This window comes from Microcystis sp. M169S2 (assembly GCF_020245865.1).
GTDB lineage: Bacteria > Cyanobacteriota > Cyanobacteriia > Cyanobacteriales > Microcystaceae > Microcystis > Microcystis ichthyoblabe_A.
The window spans coordinates 18371-45315 of record NZ_JADBUB010000128.1; the positions used below are offsets into that span (position 1 = coordinate 18371).

Annotated in this window: 28 protein-coding genes; 18 read left to right on the forward strand and 10 right to left on the reverse strand. The window is 41.9% G+C overall.

Annotation, left to right across the window (positions count from 1 at the left end; translation table 11 throughout):
- The first annotated feature begins 13 nt into the window (after window positions 1–13).
- The 4 genes from ribD to IM485_RS13215 all read left to right on the forward strand — a co-directional run bounded on the left by ribD (window position 14) and on the right by IM485_RS13215 (window position 5711).
- Window positions 14–1111 (forward strand): bifunctional diaminohydroxyphosphoribosylaminopyrimidine deaminase/5-amino-6-(5-phosphoribosylamino)uracil reductase RibD, encoded by a 1098-nt coding sequence (gene ribD / locus IM485_RS13200; protein ID WP_287743600.1) that lies wholly within the window; start codon window positions 14–16, stop codon window positions 1109–1111.
- A gap of 259 nt (window positions 1112–1370) precedes the next feature.
- Window positions 1371–3344 carry a molecular chaperone HtpG gene (gene htpG, locus IM485_RS13205; RefSeq protein WP_287743671.1) on the forward strand — a complete coding sequence of 658 codons (1974 nt, stop codon included), beginning with the start codon at window positions 1371–1373 and terminating at the stop codon, window positions 3342–3344.
- Window positions 3345–3797: 453 nt separating this feature from the next.
- Entirely contained in the window at window positions 3798–5300 is a 1503-nt protein-coding gene (locus IM485_RS13210; RefSeq protein WP_104396999.1) for a DEAD/DEAH box helicase, read from the forward strand.
- A gap of 60 nt (window positions 5301–5360) precedes the next feature.
- A complete protein-coding gene (locus IM485_RS13215; protein WP_002779963.1) occupies window positions 5361–5711 on the forward strand; it encodes a 4a-hydroxytetrahydrobiopterin dehydratase in 351 nt (116 codons plus the stop codon).
- Here the strand turns inward: IM485_RS13215 and IM485_RS13220 are convergent.
- Window positions 5708–6586 carry an NAD(P)-dependent oxidoreductase gene (locus tag IM485_RS13220; protein ID WP_287743604.1) on the reverse strand — a complete coding sequence of 293 codons (879 nt, stop codon included), beginning with the start codon at window positions 6584–6586 and terminating at the stop codon, window positions 5708–5710. The genes IM485_RS13215 and IM485_RS13220 overlap by 4 nt on opposite strands.
- Window positions 6587–6767: 181 nt before the next feature.
- A complete protein-coding gene (locus tag IM485_RS13225; protein ID WP_287743606.1) occupies window positions 6768–8663 on the reverse strand; it encodes a BRCT domain-containing protein in 1896 nt (631 codons plus the stop codon).
- 470 nt (window positions 8664–9133) lie between these two features.
- On the opposite strand from IM485_RS13225, the gene IM485_RS13230 reads away from it, so the two are divergent.
- Window positions 9134–9787, forward strand: coding sequence for a DUF3782 domain-containing protein (locus tag IM485_RS13230; RefSeq protein ID WP_287743609.1), 654 nt, complete (start codon window positions 9134–9136; stop codon window positions 9785–9787).
- 197 nt (window positions 9788–9984) lie between these two features.
- Here IM485_RS13230 and IM485_RS22760 read toward each other — a convergent pair whose 3' ends face one another.
- From IM485_RS22760 to IM485_RS13240, 3 genes are read right to left on the reverse strand one after another with little or no spacing between them, the layout of a single operon-like run.
- Window positions 9985–10146: a type II toxin-antitoxin system HicA family toxin gene (locus IM485_RS22760; RefSeq protein ID WP_353846016.1), complete on the reverse strand. Its 162-nt coding sequence runs from the start codon at window positions 10144–10146 to the stop codon at window positions 9985–9987.
- Window positions 10143–10367, reverse strand: coding sequence for a type II toxin-antitoxin system HicB family antitoxin (locus tag IM485_RS13235; RefSeq protein ID WP_002770935.1), 225 nt, complete (start codon window positions 10365–10367; stop codon window positions 10143–10145). The genes IM485_RS22760 and IM485_RS13235 overlap by 4 nt, the downstream gene beginning before the upstream one ends.
- Window positions 10368–10412: 45 nt before the next feature.
- Window positions 10413–10661 carry a DUF433 domain-containing protein gene (locus IM485_RS13240; RefSeq protein WP_002762195.1) on the reverse strand — a complete coding sequence of 83 codons (249 nt, stop codon included), beginning with the start codon at window positions 10659–10661 and terminating at the stop codon, window positions 10413–10415.
- 281 nt (window positions 10662–10942) lie between these two features.
- Between IM485_RS13240 and IM485_RS13245 the strand changes: the two genes are divergently transcribed.
- Both IM485_RS13245 and IM485_RS13250 read left to right on the forward strand, forming a co-directional pair.
- Window positions 10943–11131: a hypothetical protein gene (locus IM485_RS13245; protein ID WP_104397005.1), complete on the forward strand. Its 189-nt coding sequence runs from the start codon at window positions 10943–10945 to the stop codon at window positions 11129–11131.
- Window positions 11128–11418 carry a type II toxin-antitoxin system RelE/ParE family toxin gene (locus IM485_RS13250; RefSeq protein WP_002744303.1) on the forward strand — a complete coding sequence of 97 codons (291 nt, stop codon included), beginning with the start codon at window positions 11128–11130 and terminating at the stop codon, window positions 11416–11418. The genes IM485_RS13245 and IM485_RS13250 overlap by 4 nt, the downstream gene beginning before the upstream one ends.
- A 273-nt stretch (window positions 11419–11691) precedes the next feature.
- Here IM485_RS13250 and IM485_RS13255 read toward each other — a convergent pair whose 3' ends face one another.
- The 5 genes from IM485_RS13255 to IM485_RS13275 form a co-directional block, all read right to left on the reverse strand.
- Window positions 11692–12849: a caspase family protein gene (locus IM485_RS13255; protein ID WP_287743613.1), complete on the reverse strand. Its 1158-nt coding sequence runs from the start codon at window positions 12847–12849 to the stop codon at window positions 11692–11694.
- A gap of 10 nt (window positions 12850–12859) precedes the next feature.
- The gene (locus IM485_RS13260) at window positions 12860–13438 is read right to left on the reverse strand and encodes a hypothetical protein (RefSeq protein ID WP_061433383.1); all 579 of its coding nucleotides are present in this window, start codon (window positions 13436–13438) and stop codon (window positions 12860–12862) included.
- 52 nt (window positions 13439–13490) lie between these two features.
- A complete protein-coding gene (locus tag IM485_RS13265; RefSeq protein WP_002794530.1) occupies window positions 13491–14285 on the reverse strand; it encodes a hypothetical protein in 795 nt (264 codons plus the stop codon).
- Window positions 14286–14576: 291 nt separating this feature from the next.
- Window positions 14577–14963, reverse strand: a complete 387-nt coding sequence (locus IM485_RS13270; RefSeq protein WP_287743616.1) for a hypothetical protein — start codon at window positions 14961–14963, stop codon at window positions 14577–14579.
- Window positions 14964–15189: 226 nt separating this feature from the next.
- Window positions 15190–15420 (reverse strand): type II toxin-antitoxin system CcdA family antitoxin, encoded by a 231-nt coding sequence (locus IM485_RS13275; protein WP_002732463.1) that lies wholly within the window; start codon window positions 15418–15420, stop codon window positions 15190–15192.
- Window positions 15421–15975: 555 nt separating this feature from the next.
- Here IM485_RS13275 and lepA point away from each other — a divergent pair.
- The 11 genes from lepA (at window position 15976) to IM485_RS13330 (ending at window position 26859) form a co-directional block, all read left to right on the forward strand.
- Window positions 15976–17787, forward strand: a complete 1812-nt coding sequence (gene lepA, locus IM485_RS13280; protein ID WP_002762209.1) for a translation elongation factor 4 — start codon at window positions 15976–15978, stop codon at window positions 17785–17787.
- 59 nt (window positions 17788–17846) lie between these two features.
- Window positions 17847–19031: an AAA family ATPase gene (locus IM485_RS13285; protein WP_287743619.1), complete on the forward strand. Its 1185-nt coding sequence runs from the start codon at window positions 17847–17849 to the stop codon at window positions 19029–19031.
- Window positions 19032–19034: 3 nt separating this feature from the next.
- Window positions 19035–19718: a hypothetical protein gene (locus IM485_RS13290; RefSeq protein WP_287743621.1), complete on the forward strand. Its 684-nt coding sequence runs from the start codon at window positions 19035–19037 to the stop codon at window positions 19716–19718.
- A 244-nt stretch (window positions 19719–19962) separates the two neighbouring features.
- A complete protein-coding gene (locus IM485_RS13295) occupies window positions 19963–21777 on the forward strand; it encodes an ABC transporter ATP-binding protein (protein WP_287743623.1) in 1815 nt (604 codons plus the stop codon).
- Between the two features lie 57 nt (window positions 21778–21834).
- On the forward strand, window positions 21835–22155 hold the full coding sequence (locus tag IM485_RS13300; RefSeq protein WP_104397085.1) for a DUF4164 family protein: 321 nt from the start codon (window positions 21835–21837) through the stop codon (window positions 22153–22155).
- A 143-nt stretch (window positions 22156–22298) separates the two neighbouring features.
- Window positions 22299–22652, forward strand: a complete 354-nt coding sequence (locus tag IM485_RS13305; RefSeq protein WP_287743626.1) for a DUF4164 family protein — start codon at window positions 22299–22301, stop codon at window positions 22650–22652.
- A 142-nt stretch (window positions 22653–22794) separates the two neighbouring features.
- Complete coding sequence (locus IM485_RS13310) at window positions 22795–23082, forward strand: DUF4164 family protein (RefSeq protein WP_046663852.1); 288 nt, start codon at window positions 22795–22797, stop codon at window positions 23080–23082.
- A 217-nt stretch (window positions 23083–23299) separates the two neighbouring features.
- Window positions 23300–24259, forward strand: coding sequence for an HNH endonuclease (locus IM485_RS13315; RefSeq protein WP_287743629.1), 960 nt, complete (start codon window positions 23300–23302; stop codon window positions 24257–24259).
- A gap of 23 nt (window positions 24260–24282) precedes the next feature.
- On the forward strand, window positions 24283–25884 hold the full coding sequence (gene dndC / locus IM485_RS13320; protein WP_287743632.1) for a DNA phosphorothioation system sulfurtransferase DndC: 1602 nt from the start codon (window positions 24283–24285) through the stop codon (window positions 25882–25884).
- Between the two features lie 152 nt (window positions 25885–26036).
- A complete protein-coding gene (locus IM485_RS13325) occupies window positions 26037–26162 on the forward strand; it encodes a hypothetical protein (RefSeq protein WP_287743673.1) in 126 nt (41 codons plus the stop codon).
- A gap of 4 nt (window positions 26163–26166) precedes the next feature.
- Window positions 26167–26859 carry a M15 family metallopeptidase gene (locus tag IM485_RS13330; RefSeq protein ID WP_287743634.1) on the forward strand — a complete coding sequence of 231 codons (693 nt, stop codon included), beginning with the start codon at window positions 26167–26169 and terminating at the stop codon, window positions 26857–26859.
- Window positions 26860–26945: the final 86 nt, after the last annotated feature.

The following is a 26945-nucleotide window of genomic DNA, read 5'->3' on the forward strand; positions in this document are numbered from 1 at the left end:
GGAGAAATCAACCATGGCCCAAGCAACGGAATTCGATCGCACAATGATGCAAAGATGTCTAACCCTTGCTAGGCAAGCCTTGGGGCGGACTTCTCCTAATCCTTTAGTCGGTTCTGTGATCGTTCAAGAGGGTACAATTATCGGCGAAGGTTTTCACCCAGGGGCCGGACAACCCCATGCAGAAGTTTTCGCCCTGAGACAGGCAGCAGAAAAAGCACGTGGTGCCACTTTATACGTCAATCTCGAACCCTGTAACCACTATGGACGGACTCCACCCTGTAGCGAGGCAATTGTGCAAGCAGGCATTAAAAAAGTGGTGGTGGGGATGATCGATCCTAATCCCCTGGTGGCGGGGAAAGGCATTCAAAGACTAGAATCGGCAGGCATCGAGACGCTGGTGGGAGTGGAGGAGTCCGAATGTCGTCAACTCAATCAGGGTTTTATCCATCGCATCACCGCTAAAAAACCCTTCGGTATTCTCAAATATGCCATGACTCTCGATGGCAAAATTGCCGCTACTAGCGGTCATAGCGCTTGGATTACTAGCCCCGCTTCTCGCCAAATAGTCCATCAATTGCGATCGGCCTGTGATGCGATTATCGTCGGCGGTAGCACTGTCCGTCAAGATAATCCCCACCTTACCACTCACGGCCTATCTGATCATAATCCCCTGCGCGTGGTCATGACTCGATCGCTCGATTTACCCCCCTCCGCCCATCTTTGGGATACCAGTCAATTTCCTACCCTTGTCTATACACAAATTGATGCTAATGTCAAGCTTAAGCAACAATTATTAACAAAAGGGGTGGAAGTGATCGAACTAACCGCGGTGACACCCACTTTAGTGATGGAAAATCTCTATCAGAGAGGATTTTGTCAGGTTTTGTGGGAGTGCGGCGGCGGTTTAAGTGCAGCGGCGATCGCTGAGGGCATGGTACAAAAAATTATCGCTTTTATCGCGCCCAAGATCATCGGGGGAATTAATGCACCTACTGCCGTGGGTGATTTAGGATTCCAGCTAATGAGCCAAGCTTTACAGTTAGAAAATGTCACGGTTAATTATCTCAATCCCGATATTTTGATTGAGGGATATCTGCAAAGTGAAAAGTAGAGCTACTGCAATTCTGGCTCAATCGGCAAATCTCAACCAATCGCTTGCAAAAGTCAAAAAGTCATCGATAACCCCGATAATCTGGCACTTACCCCTGATTTTTGCGAGCGAGTTCTAGAAATCGCCCCGCTGCCGTTAAATGCCTTTATCGGTACGGTTATCCCCCTAGAGGAAGTTGGGCAATCGCTCTGTGATCAATAGTGCCATCATCGAGCAAAATAAAAAAGTTAGAATAGTCAAGCCCTTACTGATTGAACGTATGACGGTACTCGAAAAAGGTAATATCACGATTCATACCGAGAATATCTTCCCTATTATCAAAAAATCTCTCTACACTGACCATGAAATTTTTCTACGGGAATTGATATCCAATAGTGTTGATGCCATCTCGAAATTAAAAATGGCTTCCTTAGCAGGAGAAGCGAGAGGAGAAGTCCCCGAACCAGAAATTAATCTCGCCATCGATAAAGAAAATCGTACCCTATCAATTACCGATAATGGAATCGGGATGACGGGGGAAGAAATCAAGAAATATATTAACCAAGTTGCCTTTTCCAGTGCGGAAGAATTTATCAATAAATACCAAAAATCAGCCAACGATTTAATCGGTCATTTTGGCCTAGGTTTTTATTCGGCTTTTATGGTGGCTAAAAAGGTAGAGATTGATACTCTTTCCTATCAAGAAGGTGCTACCCCTGTCCATTGGTCTTGTGATGGTTCTCCAGAGTTTGAACTAACCGATTCTTCCCGCAGCCAAATCGGCACCACTATCACCCTAACTTTAATGGATGAGGAAGGGGAATATTTAGAACCTGCCCGCATTCGCCAGTTAGTCAAAACCTACTCGGATTTTATGCCCGTTCCCATTAAAATTGATGGGGAAGTGATTAATCAACAACGGGCTTTATGGAAAGAATCTCCTCAAAATCTGACCAAGGAAGACTACCTAGAATTTTATCGTTATCTCTATCCTTTCCAAGAAGAACCTTTACTCTGGGTACATCTGAATACCGATTATCCTTTCTTGCTCAATGGCATTCTTTATTTTCCCAAACTCAGACCGGATGTGGATGTCTCAAAAGGACAATTAAAGTTATTCTGTAATCAGGTTTTTGTCAGCGATCATTGCGAAGAAATTATTCCCGATTTCCTGATACCCTTGCGAGGAGTTATCGATAGTCCAGATATTCCTTTAAATGTGTCTCGAAGTGCTTTAACCAAAGATCGCACCGTTCGCCGTATTGCAGATTTTATTGCCAAAAAAATTGCTGATCGCCTCAAATCTCTATACAATGAAGACGCAAAAGAATATATTCGTTGTTGGGGAGATGTGGGAACCTTTATTAAATTTGGTTCCTTGAAAGAGGATAAATTTAAACAGCAGGTAGAAGATATTTTAATCTATCGGACTACCTACAAACCCCCAGAAACCCCAGTACAAGTGGCAGTGCAAACCGCCGAAGGTGACGCATGGCAAGAAGCAACGGCGAAAACTCCCCTAGAAGCGATCGAACAGGAAGGTTATACTACTCTCAAAGCCTACCTAGAACGCCATAAAGAACGCCACGAAAATCGAGTTTTTTACTGTACCGATCCTCGTAGCCAATCCACCTACGTTGAACTCTACAAAAATCAAGGGTTAGAGATCCTCTTCTTTGATTCTTTCATCGATACTAATTACTTTATTCCTTTCCTAGAAAGAGAATACTCCGATGTGAAATTCACCCGGGTTGATTCTGAATTAGACTCGACACTGCTCGAACAGGATCAAGCTAGTGAAATTATCGATCCCAGTAGTAATAAAACCCGGGCTGAATTGATCAAAGAAATCTTCGCCAAAGCCCTCGATAATTCCCGCATCAATATCAAAACTGAAGCCTTGAAATCCGATGATCCCCAAGCTACTCCCCCAGCAATTGTCTTACTTCCAGAAGCGATGCGACGCTTACAGGAAATGACGGCAATGATGCAACAAAAAGCCATGGCTTTCCCCGAAGAACATATTCTGATGATTAATACTAATCATCCCCTAATTCAACAGATTGTCCAGATTAGTCAGGGAAGTATTGTTACTGGTAGCGGCGAATCTCCATCGGCGCAATTAGCGAAAATGCTCTGTCAGCACGTTTATGATTTAGCTTTAATCGCTCAAAAAGGATTTGATGCCGAGGGAATGCAAGCTTTTGTGGAACGTTCCAATCGCGTTCTGACTAAGCTAACCGAAAAGATTTAATCTATTGCCAAACTTTAGCTGTTTCGATATGCTGAGAGTGTGTTAATTCACACTCTATTTTTTTAACAAGATAAATTGGCTCTCTTGACATCATGGTGTAAAGTATTCGTAAATTTTACATTTTGGGCGCAAGCATTGCGCCCCTACATTACCCCGTATTAGTTTTTCTGTAGGGGCGTAGGGCGTACGCCCTCCCTTAGATAAATATAAGCCGTCAGCCTTGAATCAGTTATCATACTAAATCCGGTTATTAAAAACTGATTATTTATTCCCCCTACCCCCCTTGTCCCCCCGACGTCGGGGGGGTTGCCTCTTGCCTTTTGCCCGTCCTGATATGTAGCCTATACTCAACGGATTTAGTATCAGTTATCAGATGTAAGTTTTCAGTTCACTTATACTGTTTACTGATAACTGTTTACTGATAACTGATAACTGATAACTGATAACTGAAAAATGCGCTTACCCACCCTCAAATATGAGCGAGGAACCTTAATTCTCCATCCACCACCAAAAGGAAAAAAATGGCTAGATTTTGCCACTTGGGATGATCGTATCGAAAGATTTCGCATTTTGGCCATTCATTATCGTCCTCTCGTGGAAACCCTACAGGAGGAGGGTATTAACTTCCAAGATGAAGCAAAAGCTTTTAACAATTTAGAATTAATTGCCAGTTTTGAACGGGAACCCTACCCCCACCAAACGGAAGCGTTAATCGCTTGGAAAAAATCCCAGAGAAGGGGTGTCATTGTCCTTCCCACCGCTGCCGGTAAAACCTATCTTGCCCAATTAGCTCTACAATCGACTCCCCGCAGTACCTTAATTATCGTGCCGACTATTGATTTAATGCACCAGTGGTATGCCCAGATGTTGGCGGCTTTTCCCGATGCCGAGGTGGGATTATTAGGGGGAGGTTCTAAGGATAATAGTGCTATTTTAATCGCCACCTATCAAAGTGCGGCAATTTATTCGGAAACTCTTGGCAATCGTTACGCTTTTTTGATTTTTGATGAATGTCATCATTTACCATCGGATTTCTTTCGGAAAATAGCGGAAGATTCGATCGCACCCTATCGTTTAGGTTTAACAGCAACACCGGATCGCGGTGATGGTAGTCATCAGGATTTAGATTATCTTATCGGTACAATTGTTTATCAAAAAAGTCCCCAAGACTTGTCAGGAAAAGCCCTAGCGGATCATGAAATAATTCAAATCAAAGTGAAACTATCCGCCAAAGAACAGGAAAAATATCAAGAAGCAATTAAAATTCGCAATGATTTTTTAAGAAGAAATAATCTCAGTTTGTCCGGTTTAGATGGTTGGCAAAATTTTGTTATGATTAGTGCCAGAAGTAGCGAAGGGCGCCGGGCGATGTTAGCGCACCGGGAGTCGAAGGAAATATCCTCCGGAACCCAGGGAAAATTGCGGGTTTTAGCCGAGTTAATCTGTGAACACCATCCGGAACCAATTTTAATTTTTACCAACGATAATGCCACAGTTTACCGCATTTCCGAGAGCTTTTTAATACCTGCCATAACCCATCAAACTCCCGTGAAAGAACGCCATGAAATTCTGACCCGTTTTCGTCAGGGAGAATACAAAATTCTGGTGACTTCCCATGTTCTTAATGAAGGGGTTGATGTGCCGGAAGCGCGCATCGCGATTATTTTATCGGGAACCGGTTCCACTAGGGAATATATTCAGCGTTTAGGACGGGTTTTAAGAAAAGGGCAACAAGAGGATAAACGGGCGATTTTGTATGAAGTGATAGCCGAAAATACGACGGAGGAAAAAACATCCCAACGACGACGGGGAGAGCAGAAAAATAAAACTAGCTATAAAACCGCTAATCGACAATTGGAATTATTGCCTTCTCCTCCGAAAAAATCTTTTTCTTTCCCGAAAGCTGCCGAATCTTCTACCCCTTGGGTGAGTTCTCCAGAGTCAGAGGAAGAATAAAAAATTTCTCTGGGGGATTTTCCTCTATAATAAAGGTAAAAAATCTGGATTGATACCCCTATGACCGAACTTGCTCAACAAAAATGTCAACCTTGTCAATCGGGTTCTTCTCCTATCACTGCCGAAGAAATTACCGCTTTACAGGCTAAAATTCCCGATTGGAATCTCTTAGAATACGAGGGTATTCCCCGTCTGCAAAAACTCTATAAATTTGCCAATTTTCAAGGGGCAATCGCCTTTACTAATGCCGTGGGAGAAGCGGCGGAAAAAGAAGGCCATCACCCAGCTTTATTGACAGAATGGGGCAAAGTTACCGTTTCTTGGTGGACCCATGACGTAGGCGGATTACATCAAAATGATTTCATCATGGCTGCCCGTACCGATGATATTTATCACCAACAAAAGGCCTAATCGTAGGCGCGAATCATCGCTTGGGTTCCCTGTTTAATTCCCTTGCCTTCGTCCAATTCCGCTACTACTTTAAATAGAGTTTCCGCTAAATCTGTCCCGGGCAGAATTTCCCCGGCTGTCTGGGCAGTTTCTTTAACTAATCGCAAATCTTTTAAGATATGTTCAATCATAAAAGCTGGCTGTAAATCTTGGGCGAGGATTTTTGGTCCCAAATTTTCCAAAGCCCAAGAACCCGCCGCCCCCGTTTTACAGACTTCTATAACTAAATTGGGGTCTAATCCTTGAATTTTTGCCATTTTTATGGCCTCACACAGCGCCACCATGTGAACCGCCCCCAAGACTTGATTACAGAGTTTTACCGCTTGTCCGTTGCCGATTTCGCCACACCAGCGAATAGTTTTGCCCATGGCTTGAAAACAGGGCAAACAAGTCTGAAAATCCGCTTCTTTCCCCCCCACCATAATAGTTAAACTGCCGTTTTTCGCGCCAATATCGCCCCCAGAGACGGGAGCATCGAGAAAACGGAGATTATTTTCCTCTAGCTTTTTACCAATCATCCTAGCGGCTTGAGAGCCAATGGTACTCATATCCACCACCAGAGTTCCCACCGCTGCCGATTCCATGACACCCCCCGGTCCTAAAATTACCGCTTCCACGTCAGGCACATCCCCGACGCAGGTAAAGACAATCTCGGCATCCCTGACGGCGGCGGCAATATTAGAACAAATGTTCGCACCTGCTGCCCCAGCAATGATTATCCCCGGCGCTTCTGGGCTGCGATTCCAAGCATTGACAGCAAAACCCTGACGGACAAGATTAGCTGTCATCGGCGCTCCCATTACTCCTAATCCTAAAAAGGCAATTTTTTGACTCATAATTTTGGTAATCAAGGGAAAGGGAGGTGTGGGGTGTGGGGTGTGGGGTGGGGGGTGTGGGGTGTGGGGAAGTGGGGAAGTGGAGAAGTGGGGAAGTGGGGAAGCTGTTTCATCACCCTATCACCCCAAAACCCTCCGCAACGCGCACGCAGTGACCACCCTATCTCCTGACAACCGACGGCTAAAGTAATTCTACCATTTGCAGAAATTGGGCTTCTGAAAGGGTTTTTATGCCTAATTTTTGAGCCTTTTTGAGTTTCTCACCGGGAGCTTTACCGAGGAGAATATAATCAGTATTCGCACTGGGGGAACCGGTAACAGTACCACCGACATTAATAATCAATGATTTCGCTTTCTCGCGACTGATTTTGCTGAAGGTTCCTAGTATAACTACGGTTTTTCCCCTTAGGGGATTTTCTGCGGATTCTTGACTCGTTTGGACTATCTCCGCTGCGGGTTGCACTTCTAAACTCGTATCGGCAACCGGGATTTTTTCTGCTGCTACTACAGGGGTTTCCTTGGCCATCACCGGGGGGGTTTTTGGTTCTTCTACCACAGGGGTTTCACTAATAATTGCTTCCGGTTCATTAGTAATAATGGGAGCAGTTTGTTTAGAGAAATCGTCTCTTTCTTGCTGTAGGTTTTGAATTTTAACCTCTAAAGCGGCGATTTCTGCTTGCTTAGTTGCTAACTCACCCTCAAACTTAATTTTTTCTTTTTCTAAAGCTTTAGCTGCCGTTTTTTGGGCTTCTAAATCTTGAGTTAGTTGGCGATTTTGTTGGCTTAATTCCTCGATATGACGGGAAGTTGTGGTTTCTAATTGGTCTTTTTCGGCACTTAACTGGTGTAGTTGAATCTCTAAATTAGAAATGTTTTCCCGATAGGTTTCTAGCTGTTGGGGTAACTGGGTTAATTCCTGTAATTGCCCTTCTAAATGGACAATTTTTGCCTGAGAATCGGCCAATTGTTGGGGTAACTGGGTTAATTCCTGTAATTGCCCTTCTAAATCAGCAATTGTTGCCTGAGAATCAGCCAATTGTTGGGGTAACTGGGTTAATTCCTGTAATTGCCCTTTTAAATTAGCAATTTTTTCGGCAGCAGTGGTTAATTCTGCCGATAATTCCCCTTTCTGGACTTCTAAAGCTTGTAACTCCAGTTTAGCCGCTTCGAGATGAGCGCCGAGACTGTCCTTTTCCGCGGTTATGGCTGTCACTTGAGCGACGGTTTCTTGGAGTTTTATAGTTAAATTGTCGCATTCTTGCCCTAAAGAGAGCGATCGAGTTTGACTTGCGGCTAAATCTTCGCTGAGAGACTTTTTTTGCTGCTCTAACCCAGTAATTTGACCCTGTAAGCTGGCTATTTCCTGCTGTCCTCGCTCATACTGTTCTGTTTGGTGAGCCAGATTCTGTTCTAAGGTTTGAATTTGACCTTGCCAGCTGGGAATTTGGGCGGCTAAATCGCTTAATTCTTGGTTTTTATGCTCTAAATCGGCCACTTTCGCCCTTAATTCCTCGGCTTTTTCTAGCTCTTGCTGTAAGAGAGTTTTATCCTGTTCTAGGGTCTGAATTTGACTATAGAGAGAGGTGGTCTGTTTTTTGGTCAAATCAAATTGACGGTTAATTTCACCTTTTTGCTGCTCTAAAGTTTGAATCTGTGCCTCTAGGCTAGTAATTTGGGCTTTTTCTCCCTCTAATTGCTCCATCAAACCAGCTTTCTCCGCTTCTATTTCCTTAGCGGTGGTTTTCAGTTGTTCGATTTCACCCTCACCTATCTGGACAGCTTGCTGGAGGGACTGGAGAGAATTTTCTAAATCCGTAGCTTTGTGCTGTAATTGGGCGGAATGTTGTTCTATGTAAATTATTTTGGCGTGCAGCTGCTGATTTTCGTCTTTTAAATCTGATTGCGCCACGTCTAAACCCTTGACTTGAACCAACAAATCTGAGTTACTTTGCTGTAATTGCGCTTGTGCGGCTAAAAGGGCGGTATTTTTGCTGACGAGACCAGAGCGCGACCAGAGGAATAGTCCTCCGAAAACAGCACTTAAACCTAATCCTTCATAAATTAATTCGTTGAGCATATCTACCCTCCTAGACAAGCGAAAAACAGTCACCTAACCGAACTGATGCGGCAATTTTGGTTATAGACCTACATCTCTACTTATATCAGTTACGGGGTGCATTCGGGGAAAGGGCGGGGGAAAAGTCACTTCTTTCATCCCGGTGTAAAAAGGTGATTTAGCTATTCGCGTTATGCTAATTTGTACCTGATCCCATTCTTGGGTGATTTCCAGGTCAATTTCTTCCTGATGATCAAAATAGTAGCCCATGGCCGCATGAGCTTCGGTTGATAATTATCCATTGTCAATTGCCTATTATCCATTGACCGCGATCGCCTTTTGACCTTTGACCCCTTCCCCTTGAACTGCGATCGCTGATTTGTTGATAGTCAATAATTGATTGAAAAAACACGGATGAGAAGCTAGGGACATTTTTTCTGGGCCAAGTCGCTAGAATGGGACTAGACTCCTCAAGCTTGAAGAATCTTCCTATGTCAGACGCTGTAACGATCGCCGATATTTACAAGTTATTTGAAAGAACTGAGGCCCAATTTGCCGAGTTTCAAAAGGAAGCTGATCGCCGCAGTGCCGAAGCTGATCGCCGCAGTGCCGAAGCTGATCGCCGCAGTGCCGAAGCTGATCGCAGCAGAGAGGAAGCTAATCGCACGATGGAAGAATTAAAAAAACAGGTACAAGAAACGACCAAAGCCGTTAATAACCTAACAACACGCTGGGGTAGATTCGTTGAAGAAATGGTAGAGCCTGCGGTTGTGCGTTTATTTCAGGAACGGGGCATTGATGTCACCCAAACGATGAGTCGCTTGAAAAGTAAGCGTTCTGGGGCGGCAATGGAGATTGATATTGTGGCGGTGAATGGGAGCGAGTTGGTGGCTGTGGAATGTAAATCTCGACTGTCGAGGGATGATGTAGATGATTTTGTCAGCCGATTACAGCGATTTAAGGTTGCTTTCCCCCAATTTCGAGAGTTTCGGGTTTATGGGGCAGTGGCAGCAATTGAAATTGATCAGGGGATAGATGTCTATGCCTATCGGCGCGGTTTGTTTGTGATTAAGCAATCGGGGGAAACGGTTAAAATTATCAATGATGCTCAGTTTCAACCTTTGGGTTTTGCTGAAGGTGTTTAATCTCTTTTTTAAGAAGGCGTAATTTTGCGATCGCCCTTTTAATTAATAATGAATAGTTGATAATGTAAACTGTCAGGAGTCATTACGGCGGATTGTTAGTTTTATTTTATTATCCAAATTAGTAGCCGCGAACACGCACCCTACACTCTACAGCAGCTTAACAGGAGTCGCACTCATGGTTCTGGTATTTGTAAATCTCAACAAATTTTCCGCGTCAAGAATTCATTGATTTCACGATGGCGCGGAATAGCTGAAGATTTCTGATTGACACGATTTACATAAATCGTATGATTGCCGCCCTCTCTTAAGAATTCACAGTCATAAGCTTCTAAATGACGAATTAAGTTTATACGTTTCATGCAGCCCAGAAAGTAACAGACTCTCGAATCACTTCTTGTCCTTGCAGTTGCTCTTCAGCTAACATACGATTAGCTTCTAAAACTAGCTCAATTGCTTCTTCTAAATTACTTCTAGTTTCTTCTAGAGTCTCTCCTTGAGTATTAGCTCCTGGCAATTCTTCGACAAAACCAATATAGCCTTCGGGAACTTTCTGGAATATTTTTGTTAGTTTTAGTTGCATGATTTACCTCAGAATTTTAAATTATATCACCCACCATCATTAAAGTTAGCGGTGCGTTACGGCTGCTGAAGTGAAGCTAACGATATAATCGGATACAGCCCAAGCTGCATAATTAAGAGCCTGGCGAATATCTTCCTCCTCCAACTCTGGATAAGCCTCTAAGATTTCCTGAATAGATAACTGACTAGCCAACAGTTTCAAAACAAATCCTACAGTGATACGCATTCCTCGAATCGTTGGCTGTCCAAGACATATTTGTGGATTAACAGTAATACGGTCTAGCTCTCTAATCACCGTGGAACTCCTGAGATAAACTCCTCCTGTATTGTTACATACAGCAATGAATGTTGAGCAAGTTTCTGCGCTGCTGCGTGTGAATTAAGCGGCGACGAGAGTAAATATACAGCATTTATCCACCAAATAACACCAATCACGGGTTGAGGTTTCGTTGAGGACATCGAGAGGGAAAAGCCTTTTTGGATATTCTGAGCGTTAGCGGTGGTTTTAGAATACACCATCTCTAGGAGCCTATCTTGCTATAATGTAAACTGTCAGGAGTCATTTTGGAAACCATCATGGAAATAAATAACATTAAACAAAAAGCCAGAAATTTAATCGATAAATTGCCGGATAATTCTACATGGGATGATTTGATGTATGAGATTTATGTGAGACAGGCAATTGAAGCAGGATTAGCCGATAGTGAGGCGGAAAAGGTTATTTCTGTGGCAGAAGTACGCACTAAGTTCAAGCTAGAGCCATGAAAGTTTTCTGGACAGAAACCGCCGTTAATCATTTATCATCCATCTACAACTACATATCACAAAACTCCCCTCAATATGCTCAAAGACTGGTTGAAAGATTGACCAGACGCTCAGAACAGATTGCTAATTTTCCCTTTTCGGGTCGTCTTGTTCCGGAGTTTGAAACTGAGCAGATCCGAGAAGTTATCGAGGGTTCTTATCGCATAATTTATTATATCAAGCCTGAGCAAATCGATGTTATTGCGGTACTTCATGCTGCCCGAAACATTGAAAATCCACAGGACTAACGATAATCCAAGACCATTGGGGGAGTAAATTAATGGCAGCAGTTAAGATTACCAAAAAGCGCAAGAAAGAACCACAAAGGCACAAAGAACACAAAGATTTTCTCACCCATAACTTTCTAGTAGGAACCATACTACAAAAACATCGGGCGAGTGGCTGACCCCTCGGTGACAGGTATCGAAAACCACGAACCCGCATGGCTTCGTGGAAAATTACCTGTTAATAATTGTTCACAAAATCTTGTAACCCTATGTGTTACAGTTTCATAAGAATTCCTACTTATCTTCTCCCCCCAAAATCCAATCTCCCAACCATTTTACACCCCACAACACACCCAATAAGACAAAAGCCACCCCACCAAACCATACCACCCCCATTACCATTAGCACAAACACACCCAACAGTGTCCCAAACAGCGTCCAAATCCAGCCTACTTTTTCTGCGTTAGGAGAAGGTTGGGGAGTGGGGCGGGGGGTTATTGTGACTGGGGGGGTTGGTTTGGTTGGGGGAAGAGTAACTTGAGGCGTAGGACGGGACGGGGTAACTTGAGGCGTAGGTTTTGGGGGAGAAGGTGAAGAGGCGGCAATCGGTTGGGGATTTAAAAATACATCTCCCACAAGAGCTTCGGATACCGAAGGAATCTGCTGATTGTTAGTTGCCTGTAAAACATCTTCCCTAACTCTCCTGAACATCTGTCCTATTTCTAGGGGGGATTTTAGGTATTTCAACAGGTGGGCGGTGTAGGGGGAATTTCTCCCTTTTCCTGCTAGAGAGTCCGCTGCTATCTGACCCGGTGCTGTGGAAAAAGCGATGAGAGTACCTCGCCCAGAGCTATTAATCCCTGCCAGTCCTCGGGAAGCCAAACTTCTGCCGCTAGAGCGCCAACGACGATAGAATGGGTTATCCCGACAGGCATCAAGGATGACGATTTTGACTTTTGCATCCGTATCTTCGATCGCATTAATAATCTTGCCGAGGGGAATTGCATCATATCCGACATCAGCCTCCCTAGCTAGTTTGGCATCAATGGGGATGACGTAGTTTTCTCCTGCTACCTGTACCCCATGCCCCGCATAGTAAAATATACCTATGTCCCCCTGACGCAACTGCTTATTGAAAGCTTCTACCGCCTCATCTATTTTTCTCCTGTCGGCATTCTTAAGCAGCGTTACCTCAAAGCCAATCTCTTTCAAGGCGTTGGCTACATCCGTGGCATCGTTGACGGGATTGGCTAGGGGGTCTTCCGGGTAAGCCCCGTTGCCGATTACCAAGGCGACTCGCTTTTGTCTCTGAGCTATCAACCATTCTCCTAAAAGAAGGGAAGGAGAAGAATTTACTCTGGGAGAAACAGTCAAAGAATGACTTTTTGCTACTGCTAAAGGAATGGTGATAGCTAAGAGAAAGCTAGTTATCAATCGGGTCAGCTTAAGCATAGATTTTAGGTCATACTTGGGAACCGTAGGCGCGTAGGTAAATGGTCATCTTGTTTGGTGAGGTCATTTCTATCGTTTTCAGCACATAGATTTTATTGGGGTCACTGGTCAGCTTACCAAATTCTTGATCGTTCAGAACTTGAGTCAAGTTAAGAATTACTGAATCGTTAGTGCGGCCTATTTTAAAACTTGAAGCAGGTACATTTTCTATTGGGATAGTTAAGCCTCGAATAGGTCTAACCTTGCCTCTCGCACCGTTGGGGAGTGTTACCCAAATTTCGTCCTGTAGGGTAAATTCCACCGATTTAACTTCAGTTAAGGAAATGTTTTCGGAATCTCCCCCGGCTGTCACTGTCAAAGTTTTCGGATCGAACTTCACCAATTTCCCCGTCAGCGAACTTCCCTTTTTCCGCCGTACTGTTGCCTGTTGGGGTAGCGCAACCTGCCACGCCGAACGGTTGGTATTGGCTTGCTGTCTTGTCTGGGCGATCGCTTTTTGAGGCAGAAAGCTATTCCTGCTCCCCAAAGGACAAAGCATCAAAGTTCCCATTATGGCTAAGGAAAGATAAGGGATGATGTACCGACCCATATAGCTCCAACTTTTGGCAGATTTTCCGATAATTCTAGCAAACTTTCCCGGACTAGAAGCTTTTGGCGGGACTGAGGATAGTGAGGCGATCGCCCTTTCCCGAATCTGGAAAAATTAGCACTGGAGGAACCCGATTTCCTGCATTTTTTGCGTTGAGACTAGGAAAAACGTATAGGTGGCCGTTGGCATCGGATAATAAACGCCAGATGGTCGGGTTTTGATTCAGTTCATTACCGAGAAGCCCATCATAGCGGGTGCGATCACCAAAAATCCGAACAGAGCTAGGATTTTCCAATAACTTATCCAATTTCCGACCGATAACTGCATCCTCCCCCTTCATGGCGATGGTGATAGCTGGTAGGGTAGAGGTTTCGTTGAGGGCATCCCTCCGGGCATCGGCGTATCCTTGCCCCCTAGCAAGGAAGTACAGCACAAGGAACAGCCAGAGAACTATGATCACCTCGTCTAATAAGGAAGCCAGAAATTGTAGTTGATAGTTCTGGTTGGCGGTTAATCCCAGTCTTTGGGCGGCTTTCTGCAAGGGTTGATGGAATAATCTGCCGAGGATAGCGATCGCTTTAAAAGTCATTACCATGCCAAGGATAGCCACTCCAATAGCTATGATGGTTTTCAGGATAGCCCAAGGACTTCTGAATAGCAGGGAGAAAGAGGCGATATAGAAGGATTCTAGGGGCAGGTTGAGGGTAGTTAGATCCACTTGGAAGAAGCCGAAGTAGAACCATCGGTAAATCCAGCCAGTGAAATAGAGTGCGATCGCTAACAAACCGATGACACTGACTAACTTACCCAAGGGGCTAAACGGTTCTTGAGGTAGAGAGGCTGACATGGAGGGAGTAATCGAGCAGAGGGGGATGGTAGTAATATTAGGGGATTTTCTAACCGTTAGAGCTTCTTAGTCTCCCACCGCTACAGTACAGTATTAAAACCTAGAGAGAGAAACTATCCCTTTTTGTACATTCTGATCGTTAGCGAAGACGACGATCGCTTTTCAAAATTAGTGGTTTTAAAATACACCATCTCTAGGAGCCTATCTTGCTATAATGTAAACTGTCAGGAGTCATTTTGGAAACTATTATGGAAATAAAAAATATTAAACAAAAAGCCAGAAATTTAGCCGTTAATTATTGATCAGCCATCTACAACTACATATCACAAAACTCCCCTCAATATGCTCAAAGACTGGTTGAAAGATTGACCAGACGCTCAGAACAGATCGCTGCTCTAGGGTAGCATCTTTGAGCAGCAGACGATCGCCGTTTTTGCTGACAATTAACACTCGTTCGATCTTCGGGGTTTCAGGAGAGTCAATTTTTCGCTTTAATTGGTACAATTTCTCAGCGATGGCGATTGTTCCGCTAATAATGCCGATGATGGTGGCGATGGTAGCAAGGGTTCCCTCTTTCTCCACTTTGGAGATAACTTCGTAGCTGCCTTGCACCCCTTCCATCTCTAGGATGTCCTCAGCAACCTTGATAGCATCGGCTCCTTCAATTTCTATCCGCATCAGTTTTGTTCCTCCTGTCAGTACCCAAGCAAAATGATACTAAATCCAGTTATTAAAGACTGATTATTTATTCCCCCTTTTGCCTGTCCTGATATGTAGCCTATACTCAACGAATTTAGTATGACTAGCTTAGTTGGGGAAAAAATCTCAATTACCGTCAATGGTTGACCTAAGAAAATATTTCAGTCTCTCCGTCGGGAAATAACCTATTAGAGACTGAAAAATCTTAGTCATTCCATTCCCCTTTGGGTGGTACGGGGGGATTGCGTCGAAGATGACGGGTTAAGTCCTCATCCGGTTGTTTCTCTCCTCTTAGCCACTGTTTAATCGCTGTTTCGATAATGCGACTAGGATCGTTAGTCAGGTGTTTAATCTGGTCTAAAACTTCCGAGTCAAGGTGAATAGCGATTTCAACTTTCTCCGCCGTGCGCTGAGTCGGTGTAGCATTGTCGTTCATAAGCTCTATTAATGATTGCTATCTATCATTCTACCCGTCAGTCGAGGATTCTCATCCAAGAGTTTATCTAGGATCTGCTGAAAAAAGTTTTTCGTGGTGGCAGGGTGTAGGGTGTAGGGTGTAGGGTGTAGGGTGTAGGGTTTTACCGATTTTGAGGTAGTCAGTTACCTAATTTTCAGGGAAAAAGTCCAGGAATTTTGCCCCCGATCACTCCATAGGCACTTTTTGAGGGAAAAAAGTCTAAAAGCCTTATCCAACAAGGTTTTTAGATTTATTTAGCCAGCCCTATCTATAGTAATCCGATTTGGACAAATCATACATCTTTCCCTTAGCCATTGCTCTTTCCCTGATTTTGTCACCATAATCAAGCCTACCATAGTTTCCTGTGGATGCCGAGAGGGGAAGCTAAGGTCAAAACCCTGACTATACTTGCAGTTTAGCTTTTTTTACCTTTTACTTTTCGCTTTTGCTCCAGCCTTAGAGACTTTACCTCTACAATGAATTAAGAAATCTAAAATTTTATAAACCCCTGACTTTTGCCAACAGTGAACCACGATGACTGACGTTCCCGTTTCTCGCATTCGCAATTTTTCCATCATCGCTCATATCGATCATGGTAAATCAACTCTCGCCGATCGCCTCTTGCAAATTACAGGAACCGTAGCCCAACGGGAGATGAAAGAACAATTTCTCGATAATATGGACTTGGAACGGGAACGAGGTATCACCATCAAGTTACAAGCGGCACGCATGGATTATACCGCTAAGGATGGTCAAAAATACGTTCTCAATCTGATTGACACCCCCGGCCATGTGGATTTTTCCTACGAGGTTTCTCGGTCTTTAGCGGCGTGCGAGGGAGCTTTATTAGTTGTGGATGCGTCCCAAGGAGTAGAGGCGCAAACTTTAGCCAATGTTTACCTAGCACTGGAAAATAACCTCGAAATTATCCCAGTTTTAAATAAAATCGACCTACCCAGTGCCGAACCGGAACGAGTCGCGGCGGAAATCGAGGAAGTGGTGGGTTTAGACTGTAGTGAGGCGATTCGGGCCTCGGCTAAGGCTGGGATCGGTATTAATGATATTCTAGAGTCGATCGTCCAATTAGTTCCCCCTCCCCAAGATACCCTCGAAGAACCCTTCCGAGCTTTAATTTTTGATAGTTATTACGACGCTTATCGAGGGGTAATTGTCTATTTCCGCGTTATGGATGGTCGGGTGAAAAAGGGCGATAAAATTCGTTTTATGGCTTCCGGTAAAGAATTTGTGATCGATGAATTGGGAATTTTATCACCGCAACAGGTACAGGTAAATGAACTGCACGCGGGAGAAGTGGGTTATCTGGCAGCCGCGATTAAAACTGTTGCTGATGCCCGGGTGGGTGATACGATTACTCTAACCGCTAAACCAGCACAAGAGCCTTTACCCGGTTATACAGAAGCAAAACCGATGGTTTTCTGCGGATTATTCCCCACCGATGCTGATCAGTATGCCGATCTCAAAGATGCCCTGGAAAAGTTAAAATTAAACGATGCAGCCCTATCCTACGAACCGGAAACTTCTAGCGCCATGGGTTTTGGTTTCCGTTGCGGTTTCTTGGGACTGCTACACATGGAAATCGTCCAGGAAAGACTAGAAAGGGAGTATAACTTAGATTTAATTACCACTGCTCCCTCGGTAGTTTATCAGGTAACTACTACCGATGGGGAAATTGTCGAAGTGGATAATCCTAGTTTGTTACCTTCCCCACAAAAACGGGAAAAAATTGAGGAACCTTATATCCAAGTGGAAATGATTACTCCGGAAACCTATGTAGGTGCTTTGATGGAATTATGTCAAAGTCGTCGGGGAGTTTTCAAGGATATGCGTTATTTTACTAAAACTCGCACCGCTTTGATTTATGAGTTACCTTTAGCGGAAGTGGTGACGGACTTTTTCGATCAATTAAAATCTCGATCGCGCGGTTATGCTAGTATGGAATATCAATTAATTGGCTATCGGGAAAATGAGCTAGTTAAATTAGATATTATGGTCAATGGTGATCCCGTTGATGCTTTAGCGATGATCGTTCACCGGGATAAAGCTTATTATGTTGGTCGTGCGTTAACTGAAAAGTTAAAAGAATTGATTCCCCGGCATCAATTTAAGGTTCCCATTCAAGCAGCTATTGGTTCTAAAATTATCGCTAGTGAACATATTCCCGCTTTAAGAAAGGATGTCTTAGCTAAGTGTTATGGTGGTGATATTAGCCGCAAGAAAAAGCTGTTAGACAAGCAAGCAAAAGGGAAAAAACGGATGAAAGCGATCGGAACTGTTGATGTCCCGCAAGAGGCATTTATGGCAGTCCTAAAACTCGATCCTCAGTAAAGTCTTGGGGTGAGAATTAACTCACCCTTTTTAGTTTTAGCAGAGGGAAAGAAATTTTTATGAAACTTTTGAGATTATCATATCAAGATTTATCCTCTGGATTAAGTATAGATTCTTGCGACTTTTTTTCAGATTTGAATTTATTAGTTGGTATCTCAGGTGCAGGAAAAACCTCGATTTTAAAGGCTATTAGTAATTTAAAAAGAATCGCTAACGGTGAGTCTATAAATGGAGTAAAATGGGATGTAGAACTTTTAACCAATGATCATGTTCGTTATCATTGGTTGGGTGAATTTGAGGTTAGAAAAGCTCGTTCTCCCATCAAAAACGATAAAGATGAAGTCAATAGTAATGACGGCGAAAATAAGGTTAGTATAATTAGGGAAACTCTTTTAAAAGATCAAGAGGTTTTGATCGAAAGAAACCAAGAGGTAATTGAGTTTAAACATTCAAAGACACCAAAACTACCATCTTATTTAAGCTGTATAGAGCTTTTCAATCAAGAAGAAGATGTTTTCCCTGTTCGACAGGAATTTAACAAAATGATTTTCAATCCACTTAAGTTTAATATCTCATATTCAGCAGTTGATAAAATCTTGGAAAACGACGAATATGCCAAATATAACTCTCTCTCTGAATTACAATCGAGTCAACTTCCTATTTCTGACAAACTACTGATCACTTATAAAAAATATCCCGATACGTTCGAGATAATAAAGAGAAAGTTTTTAGATATTTTCCCTCAAGTTGAAGATTTAAAAATAGAATTTTTAGAACCATTCAAACTAGGTGATATTGGTATGCTTGTTTCATTAACTCCAATTTTTTTACTTGAAGACTTACCTCGCATACAAATAAAAGAAAAAAACTCTCATGTCTGGATTGTAGAACCAAATATCTCCTCTGGAATGATAAAAAGCCTGATGTTCTTAGCAACGATCGAATTATCTCCTGATGGCAGTGTTATATTAATCGATGAATTTGAAAATAGTTTGGGGGTTAACTGTTTGGACACTTTAACAGAAGATTTATTAGTTAATTATCGAGATTTACAGTTTATTATTACCAGTCATCATCCCTATATAATTAATAATATCAGTCCTGCCTATTGGAAAATAGTCACTCGTAAAGGAGGAGTAATTCAGGTACACAATGCGGCTGATTTTCATATTTCTAAAACTCGACAAAAAGCCTTTATTGATCTTATCAATGTCTTAGAAGAATTTCCCCAAGGAATTAGTTAATCGATGAATATTTATTTTTTAGTTGAAGGAAGAAGTACCGAAAAAAAGCTTTATACTGCCTGGTTAACTTATCTTATCCCCGAATTTAAGCGAGTTGATTTTTACGATCAAGTCAATCACAACAATTACTTTCTGATTAGTAGTAATGGCTACCCCTCGATACTTAATGATGGAATTCCTAACGCCATCGATAAAATTCAAGAAGTATCCAAATATAACTATCTAGTCATCTGTCTCGATGCTGATGAGGATACTGTCGAAGAAAGAGAACAATATGTTAATGACTTTATCACCAAACATATTACTATCCCCGCACAACTTGAAATCGTGATAATCATTCAAAATCGATGTATTGAAACATGGCTACTAGGCAATCGTACAATATTTAATTCTAAACAACCTTTACAGAGACTTTTAGCTGATTATGTTCAACACTATGATGTTTACGAAAATGATCCCGAACTAATGGGTAGATTTAATTGCAGAAATCATGCCGATTTTCATTTTGCTTATCTAAAGTCTATTTTTAAAGCTAAAGGTTTGTCTTATTCTAAAAAATTCCCTGGGGAAGCTCAAGAACAATACTATCTTAATCAATTAAAAAAGCGTATCGATAAAACCGAACACTTAAAAACCTTTCAGAAATTTATTAATTTTTGTGATAATATTCGTCAAAATTTTAGATAAATTGATCTCTGGTGCTTCTGACGAGGATGAAATATAAGCTGATCTGGCATCGTCTCCTGACTAATAGCTGATTGAGAATACAAGACTATGACAAGGCTTTTGTCCTAGAAATTTCTAGGTCGGCAGATTTTTGTAGTATTGTAGTATAATGGTAACTCCAGAAAAACAATCCCAAAAGTGCCTTTAGTCTCTTCAGTTAGCAGTTACCAGATAGAAGTTAAAAATTGGCAATTTACTTGATGTTATGGCTTCCTTACGCGATATTCTCAGTTACTATCGCAATTATCAAAAAGCCGCCTTTTTGAGCATTGCTGCCTCCAGTGTCTTTGAAATTATCGATCTGATAGTTCCCTACGCTGTCGGACAGATTCTTAATGTTCTTTCTGATCAACCTTTAGATGGATTCGTGCAATCTTTAGTTAATCGCACCATGGTTTTAACTCCCTTTGTCTCAGAAAAGTGGGTTAGTTTGGCAGTATTATTAGGCTTAATTTTCCTAACCACGGTAATTAAAGCACCAATTCAGCCTTGGGTGGGTGTATGGTTTCACTGGGAAATATCCTTAAGAGCGCGACGAGATCATCTCGGAAAAATTATTGCCAAAATTCTCACCTTACCCCTATCTTTTTACGATGAAAATAATCCGGGACGCATCGCTAACCGGATCGCCAAAGGCATAGAAAATCATACTTGGACTTATCCTGAAGTGGCGGGAATGATGATCCCAAAATTGTTTAGAGTTTTGGGTATCTTTATTGTTATTTGGGTAATTCAATGGCAGATCGCCCTCGCTTTTGTTATTTCTTTTGTATTAATTCTAGCTTTTATTGTGAGAGATTTAAAAGATTTAATGCAAAAAGAAAGAATTCTTGATCAGCACATCGAAAATACCCAAAGTCGCAATTCTGAGATTATTACTAATATCAAAACTGTCAAAGCTTTTGCTACAGAAGGACAGGAATTATATCGTCAGAAACAGCGTTTAGAGAGAGAATTTACCTACGTTGTCTATCGCATTCATAAGGGTTATGTGGACTTAATTACTTGGGAAAAAACCCTCGTCCAAGCTAGTTTATTTGGAGTATTTTTCTTTACTCTCCTAGCTACCGTTCAACAGAAAATCTCGATCGGGCATTTTATCACCACCTATACCCTCGCTAGTATGGCCTATGCGGAATTAGATCCCCTATCCCAAATGGCAGAAACTTTCGCCCGTCGCTATGCTTCTATGGCACGTTTACAGGAATTTATCAACTTACCCAGTGGCACTGATGCAGGTAGTCTTTTAGCCGATCATGCCCAACATAATCCCTATCATTTTACGGGGAAAGTGGAATTAAGAAATCTTAACTTTGGCTATAGTCCAGAAAGAACCATTCTCAAGGATATTAATCTGCTGATTGAACCCTATCAAACCGTGGCATTAGTGGGAAAATCAGGTTCAGGAAAATCTACTTTAGTTAAGTTACTTTTCCGCTATTTTGAACCGAATCAAGGACAAATTCTGATGGATGGCGAGGATATTCGTCACTTAGATGTGACTTGGTATAGGCGCCGGTTAGCGATTGTCCATCAAGAAGTAGATGTTTTTAATGGTACAGTGTTAGAAAATCTCACCTATGGTAATCCTAATATTAGCTTCGAGAAGGTAGCAGAAGCCTGTAAAATCGCCCGTGTCGATGAATTTATCCACGAATTACCTAATGGTTATTCCACTATTGTAGGGGAAAGGGGTGTGCGTCTTTCGGGGGGACAAAGACAGCGTTTAGGAATTGCTAGGGCCTTAATTGTTGATCCAGATGTGTTAGTTTTTGATGAGGCCACTTCTAGCTTAGATTATGAGTCAGAAAGAGCCATTCAACTAGCCATGAAATCCATCTTAGGCACTCGCACCACAATTATTATCGCCCACCGTCTCAGTACCGTTCGAGAAGCGGATCAAATTGTCGTCTTGGATAATGGTCGCATTGTCGAGATCGGTAGCCATGACCAATTATTAAATCAGCAGGGAATCTATCAGCGTCTCCACTCTTTACAAGAAAGCGGTGAACTGGTTTAGTCTTAAAATAGTCCCCGATAGCAGACCGAGAAAATATATCTAATGGGAGTTGATACTATGTCTAACGAAACCGTTACCTATTCCCTAGAAGCTGTTTTGACTAGAATTGAGGGGAAAATTGACAGCTTACAAAAAGATGTTAATCAAAAATTTGACAGTCTCCAAAAAGATGTTGACCAAAAATTTGACAAAATCGACGAACGGTTAAATAAGCTGGAGGTAGGACAGGCAAAGTTAACCGAAAAGGTTGAAGGAATCGATAATCGCCTAAAATCAGTGGAAGGAACCCAAAAAAATCAGGTCTGGACATTAATTATTCTTTTGGCAAGTGCGATCGCTACAGCCGGTTGGAAAGTATTTTTTTCGGGTAATCCCTAGAATTAATCTGTGGCTATTATTCACAGTTTCAAGTTTTGTCATCCCAGAAAAACGCTCTTCTCAGACAACCTCGAACCGGTTTAGCCTTAAAATAGTCCCCGATAGCGGACTGAGAAAATATGATCTAATGGAAGTTGCTCACCATGTCTAACGAAACCGTTACCTATTCCCTAGAAGCTGTTTTGACTAGGATTGAGGGGAAAATTGACAATCTCCAAAAAGATGTTAATCAAAAATTTGAAACTCTCCAAAAGGATTTTAACCAAAAATTTGACAGTTTCCAAAAAGATGTTGACCAAAAATTTGACAAAATCGACGAACGGTTAAATAAGCTGGAGGTAGGACAGGCAAAGTTAACCGAAAAGGTTGAGGGCATCGATAATCGCCTAAAATCAGTGGAAGGAACCCAAAAAAATCAGGTTTGGACATTAATTATTCTTTTGGCAAGTGCGATCGCTACTGCCGGTTGGAAAGTATTTTTTTCGGGTAATCCCTAGAATTAATCTGTGGCTATTATTCACGGTTTCAAGTTTTGTCATCCCAGAAAAACGATCTTCTCAGATAACCTCGAACTGGTTTAGTCTTAAAATAGTCCCCGATAGGGAACCGAGAAAATATATCTAATGGGAGTTGTTCACCATGTCTAACGAAACCGTTACCTATTCCCTAGAAGCTGTTTTGACTAGGATTGAGGGGAAAATTGACAGTCTCCAAAAAGATGTTAACCAAAAATTTGACAAAATCGACGAACGGTTAAATAAACTAGAGGTGGGACAGGCAAAGTTAACCGAAAAGGTTGAGGGCATCGATAATCGCCTAAAATCAGTGGAAGGAACCCAAAAAAATCAGGTTTGGACATTGATTATTCTTTTGGCAAGTGCGATCGCTACTGCCGGTTGGAAAGTATTTTTTTCAGGTAATCCCTAGAATTAACCCGTGGCTATTATTAGGTTAACTACTCTCCCACAAGCCCGCTTTTTTCTTAGTATATATGTTCTATGGTGCGCGATCGCTCGTCAGCCGCGATCAATCGATTTTATTATGAGGATCTCTCTAGCCTTTCTATATTTTTTCCTCTCGGTGGGATGTTTTTCTGTATGCTGGTAATGGTTTCCTTTTTTTAGCCGCATATCTCCCCCCCCCTATGGTCGATAGTCTTCCCCTACGCAATTTAAAATATTATTGTGACTTATTTTCTAAAATTAAAGTCAATAAGTCTAAGCAAAGTGGTGAAGCACCTTATAAGCCTATCTTATTATTATCAGTAATTGAGTTAATTAGTGATTCTCAAATTCAAGACAATAAAATATATATTTCTGATGACTTAATCGATACTTTTGATAAGTATTGGAAGCGTTTAAACCCAGATACTTTTAAAGGTGGGTTAGCTTTACCATTCTTTCATCTAAAAAATGACGGATTTTGGAAGCTAAAGTTTAGTGATATTTATACTGGTGGCCGTCCTCAAACTATTCCCAAAATTAGAGCAGATGTAGATTATGCGATTTTAGATCAGGAATTGTATAAACTTTTACAGGAACCGGAAGCTAGACGACAGCTAATTGATACTCTAATAGAAGCTTGGTTTTATTCTAGTCAAAAGCAATTAGAAGATATTTTAGAAATTAATCAAGTCTTACAACAAGATGATGACACTGAACTAGATCGTAGCGTTTTAGATGAAGGAGAAACACAGACAAAATATTATTTCAGAAAGTCTATAGTTAGAGATGCGTTATTTCGTAAATCAGTCGTCCATTTATACGATTATCAATGCTCTTTTTGCGGTCTTAAAGTAAACCACTCCTTGACACAAAGTATTGTCGATGGCGCACATATCAAACCTTTTGCCAGATTCTATGATAACCAGATAAACAATGGTTTATCTCTTTGTAAAAATCATCATTGGGCATTCGATCAAGGACTATTTACTATTGACGATCAATACAAAATTATGATTAGTAAAGACTTTCAAGAAATTTCTCCTAATGCTAAAGCAATTAAAGACTTTCATGGTATGAATATTTTATTACCCACTCTAGAAGACCACTATCCGAAACCTGAAGCTATCCAATGGCATCGTCAGAATATTTTTAGAAATTAGTTTATCTTTTTGTTGATAACATTATGCTTGAAAAAACAACTTCTATTTTTCCTAATCGTGCTATAGAGGAGTTCGTAGAAGATATCAAAAGTATTACTCAAGAAATACAAGAGTTATATTGTCTAGACAGTATTCCCTGGATCATAGGTGTATCTTGGGGAAAAGATAGCACAGCAGTTTTACAATTGGTTTGGAATGCGATCGCTAGTTTGCCAGAAGAAAAAAGACAAAAAAAAGTTTACGTCATAACGACAGATACTTTGGTAGAAAATCCGATAGTCACTGCATGGGTAAATAAATCAATTAGTCAACTGAGAACTGCGGCAGAACAACAAAAAATGCCAATAGAAGCTCATATATTACATCCAGAAGTTTTAGCAAGGTATTGGGTTTGTTTGATTGGCAAAGGATATCCAGCACCGAGAATAAGATTTAGATGGTGTACTGAACGACTAAAAATTAATCCAGCTAATCAATTCATTCGACAAGTAGTTCGTGAAAGTGGAGAAGTTATTTTAGTGTTAGGAATGCGTAAAGCTGAGAGCCAAAAGAGAGCCAATGTCATGGCGAAACACGAAAAAGGTAGATTGAGAGATCGTCTGAGTCCTCGACCAAGTTTGATTAATTCTCTTGTCTATACTCCTATTGAGGACTGGCGCAACGATGAAGTATGGATGTACTTAATGCAGTGGGAAAATCCCTGGGGAGGAGATAACAAAGAATTATTAGCAATGTATCGAGGAGCGACTGCGGATAATGAATGTCCCCTAGTGGTAGATACCTCCACTCCTAGCTGTGGAGATTCGCGATTAGGTTGTTGGGTGTGTACATTGGTAAATAAAGATAAATCCATGGAGGCAATGATACAGAATGACGAAGAAAAAGAATGGTTACAACCACTTTTAGACCTTCGCAACGAATTAGATATAGAAGATGACCGACCAAAAAGGGATTTTCGCCGTATCTTTGGGAAAGTACAATTATTTGAAAGAAACTTAAATGGAGAAGTATCGATCGAACCCATACCGGGACCCTATACTAAAAAATGGCGGGAATATTGGCTGAGAAGGGTATTAGAAGCTCAGGAGAGCGTGCGTACTAATGCCCCAGAGGATATGAAAGATATTACCCTAATCACCACGGAGGAACTCAGCGAAATTCGCCGGATTTGGAGGGAAGAAAAGCACGAATTTGATGACCAATTACCGAAGATTTATAAACAAGTGACTGGAGAAACTTTTCAAGACCCGCGACCTGGAGCGGATAATAATCTTTTGGGGAGTGAAGAATGGGATATCCTCGCGGATATCTGTGCCGAGGATTCCATGCACCTAGAATTATTGGCTAAACTTATCGATACGGAACGTCAATATTTTCTCAAAATCTCTCGCAAGGGTATTTACAAAGACCTAGAAAAATGCTTTGAGTCTAGTTCTCGTAGTAAAGAGGAAGCGATCGAAAATGCTCGTTATGTCTATGATCTAAAGAATGCCGCTCAAAGTGGCAATATTGCTCAGGTGAAAGAACAACTCAAAGAGAGTTTTAGTGAACCGGAAAAAGACCCGCAAAAACAGTTAACTTGGGCCAGTATGAAATTCCCTACAACCGATGAGGAGGAGGAATAACGGGTTTATGTAGGGTTTGCTGAATAAATCTAACAACCTTGTTGGATAAGGTTTTTAGACTTTTTTCCCTCAAAAAGTGCCGACCCTTAGAGTGATTGGGGGGAAAATCCCTGGACTTTTTCCCTGAAAATTAGGTAATTGACCACCTGAAAATGGGTAAAACCCCACACCCCACACCCCACACCCCACACCCTACCCCCACGAAAAACTTTTTGCCGCAAACCCTATGTAAACTGGCGATCGAGTGGACTACCAATAAAATTACCATTTCCCGATGACGCGATGAAACCCTACCAAAAAATTCCTATTCGTGAATGTGGGGAACCCCTAGTACCTATACCCGCAGATAAGTTTGTTATCCCTTCTCCCCACGCTTACGAGAAATTAGGAGCTAATTATCGGGGTAAATCTCCCTATTTTTTGCGACAAGGGGTGTTAAATGCTTTGATTGACGCTCAAAACCGTCTGCAAGTCTATCAACCTGGTTGGCAAATTCTGATTTTTGATGCCTATCGACCGGTGGAAGTGCAACAATTTATGGTCGATTATACTTTTCAGACTCTCCTCGACACAAAAGGATTAGCCAAAGAGGAACTATCAGAAGCAGAAAGTCAAGCGATTTTAACAGAAGTTTACACTATTTGGGCGGTTCCCAGCGATAATGCCGCCACCCCGCCTCCCCATAGTACCGGAGCGGCGATCGATATTACCCTGGTGGACGAGAAGGGACAAGCCATCGACATGGGGGGAGAAATCGATGAGATCAGTGAGCGATCGCATCCCGATTATTATATCGCCGCAAAAAGCCCACAAGAACAGAGTTATCATCAAAAACGAGTTTTATTGGCTAAAGTGATGGAGGAGGCGGGATTTAGCCGACATAAGGGGGAATGGTGGCATTTTTCCCTAGGGGATCAGATGTGGGCCTGGTCGCTCGATCGACCCTACGCCATCTATGGCAGAGTGGAGGATTAAGTAGGGGTTGCTGAATAAATCTAAAAACCTCGTTGGATAATATCTTTAGGCTTTTTTGAGATCAAAAAGTGCCGGCCCTTGGAGTA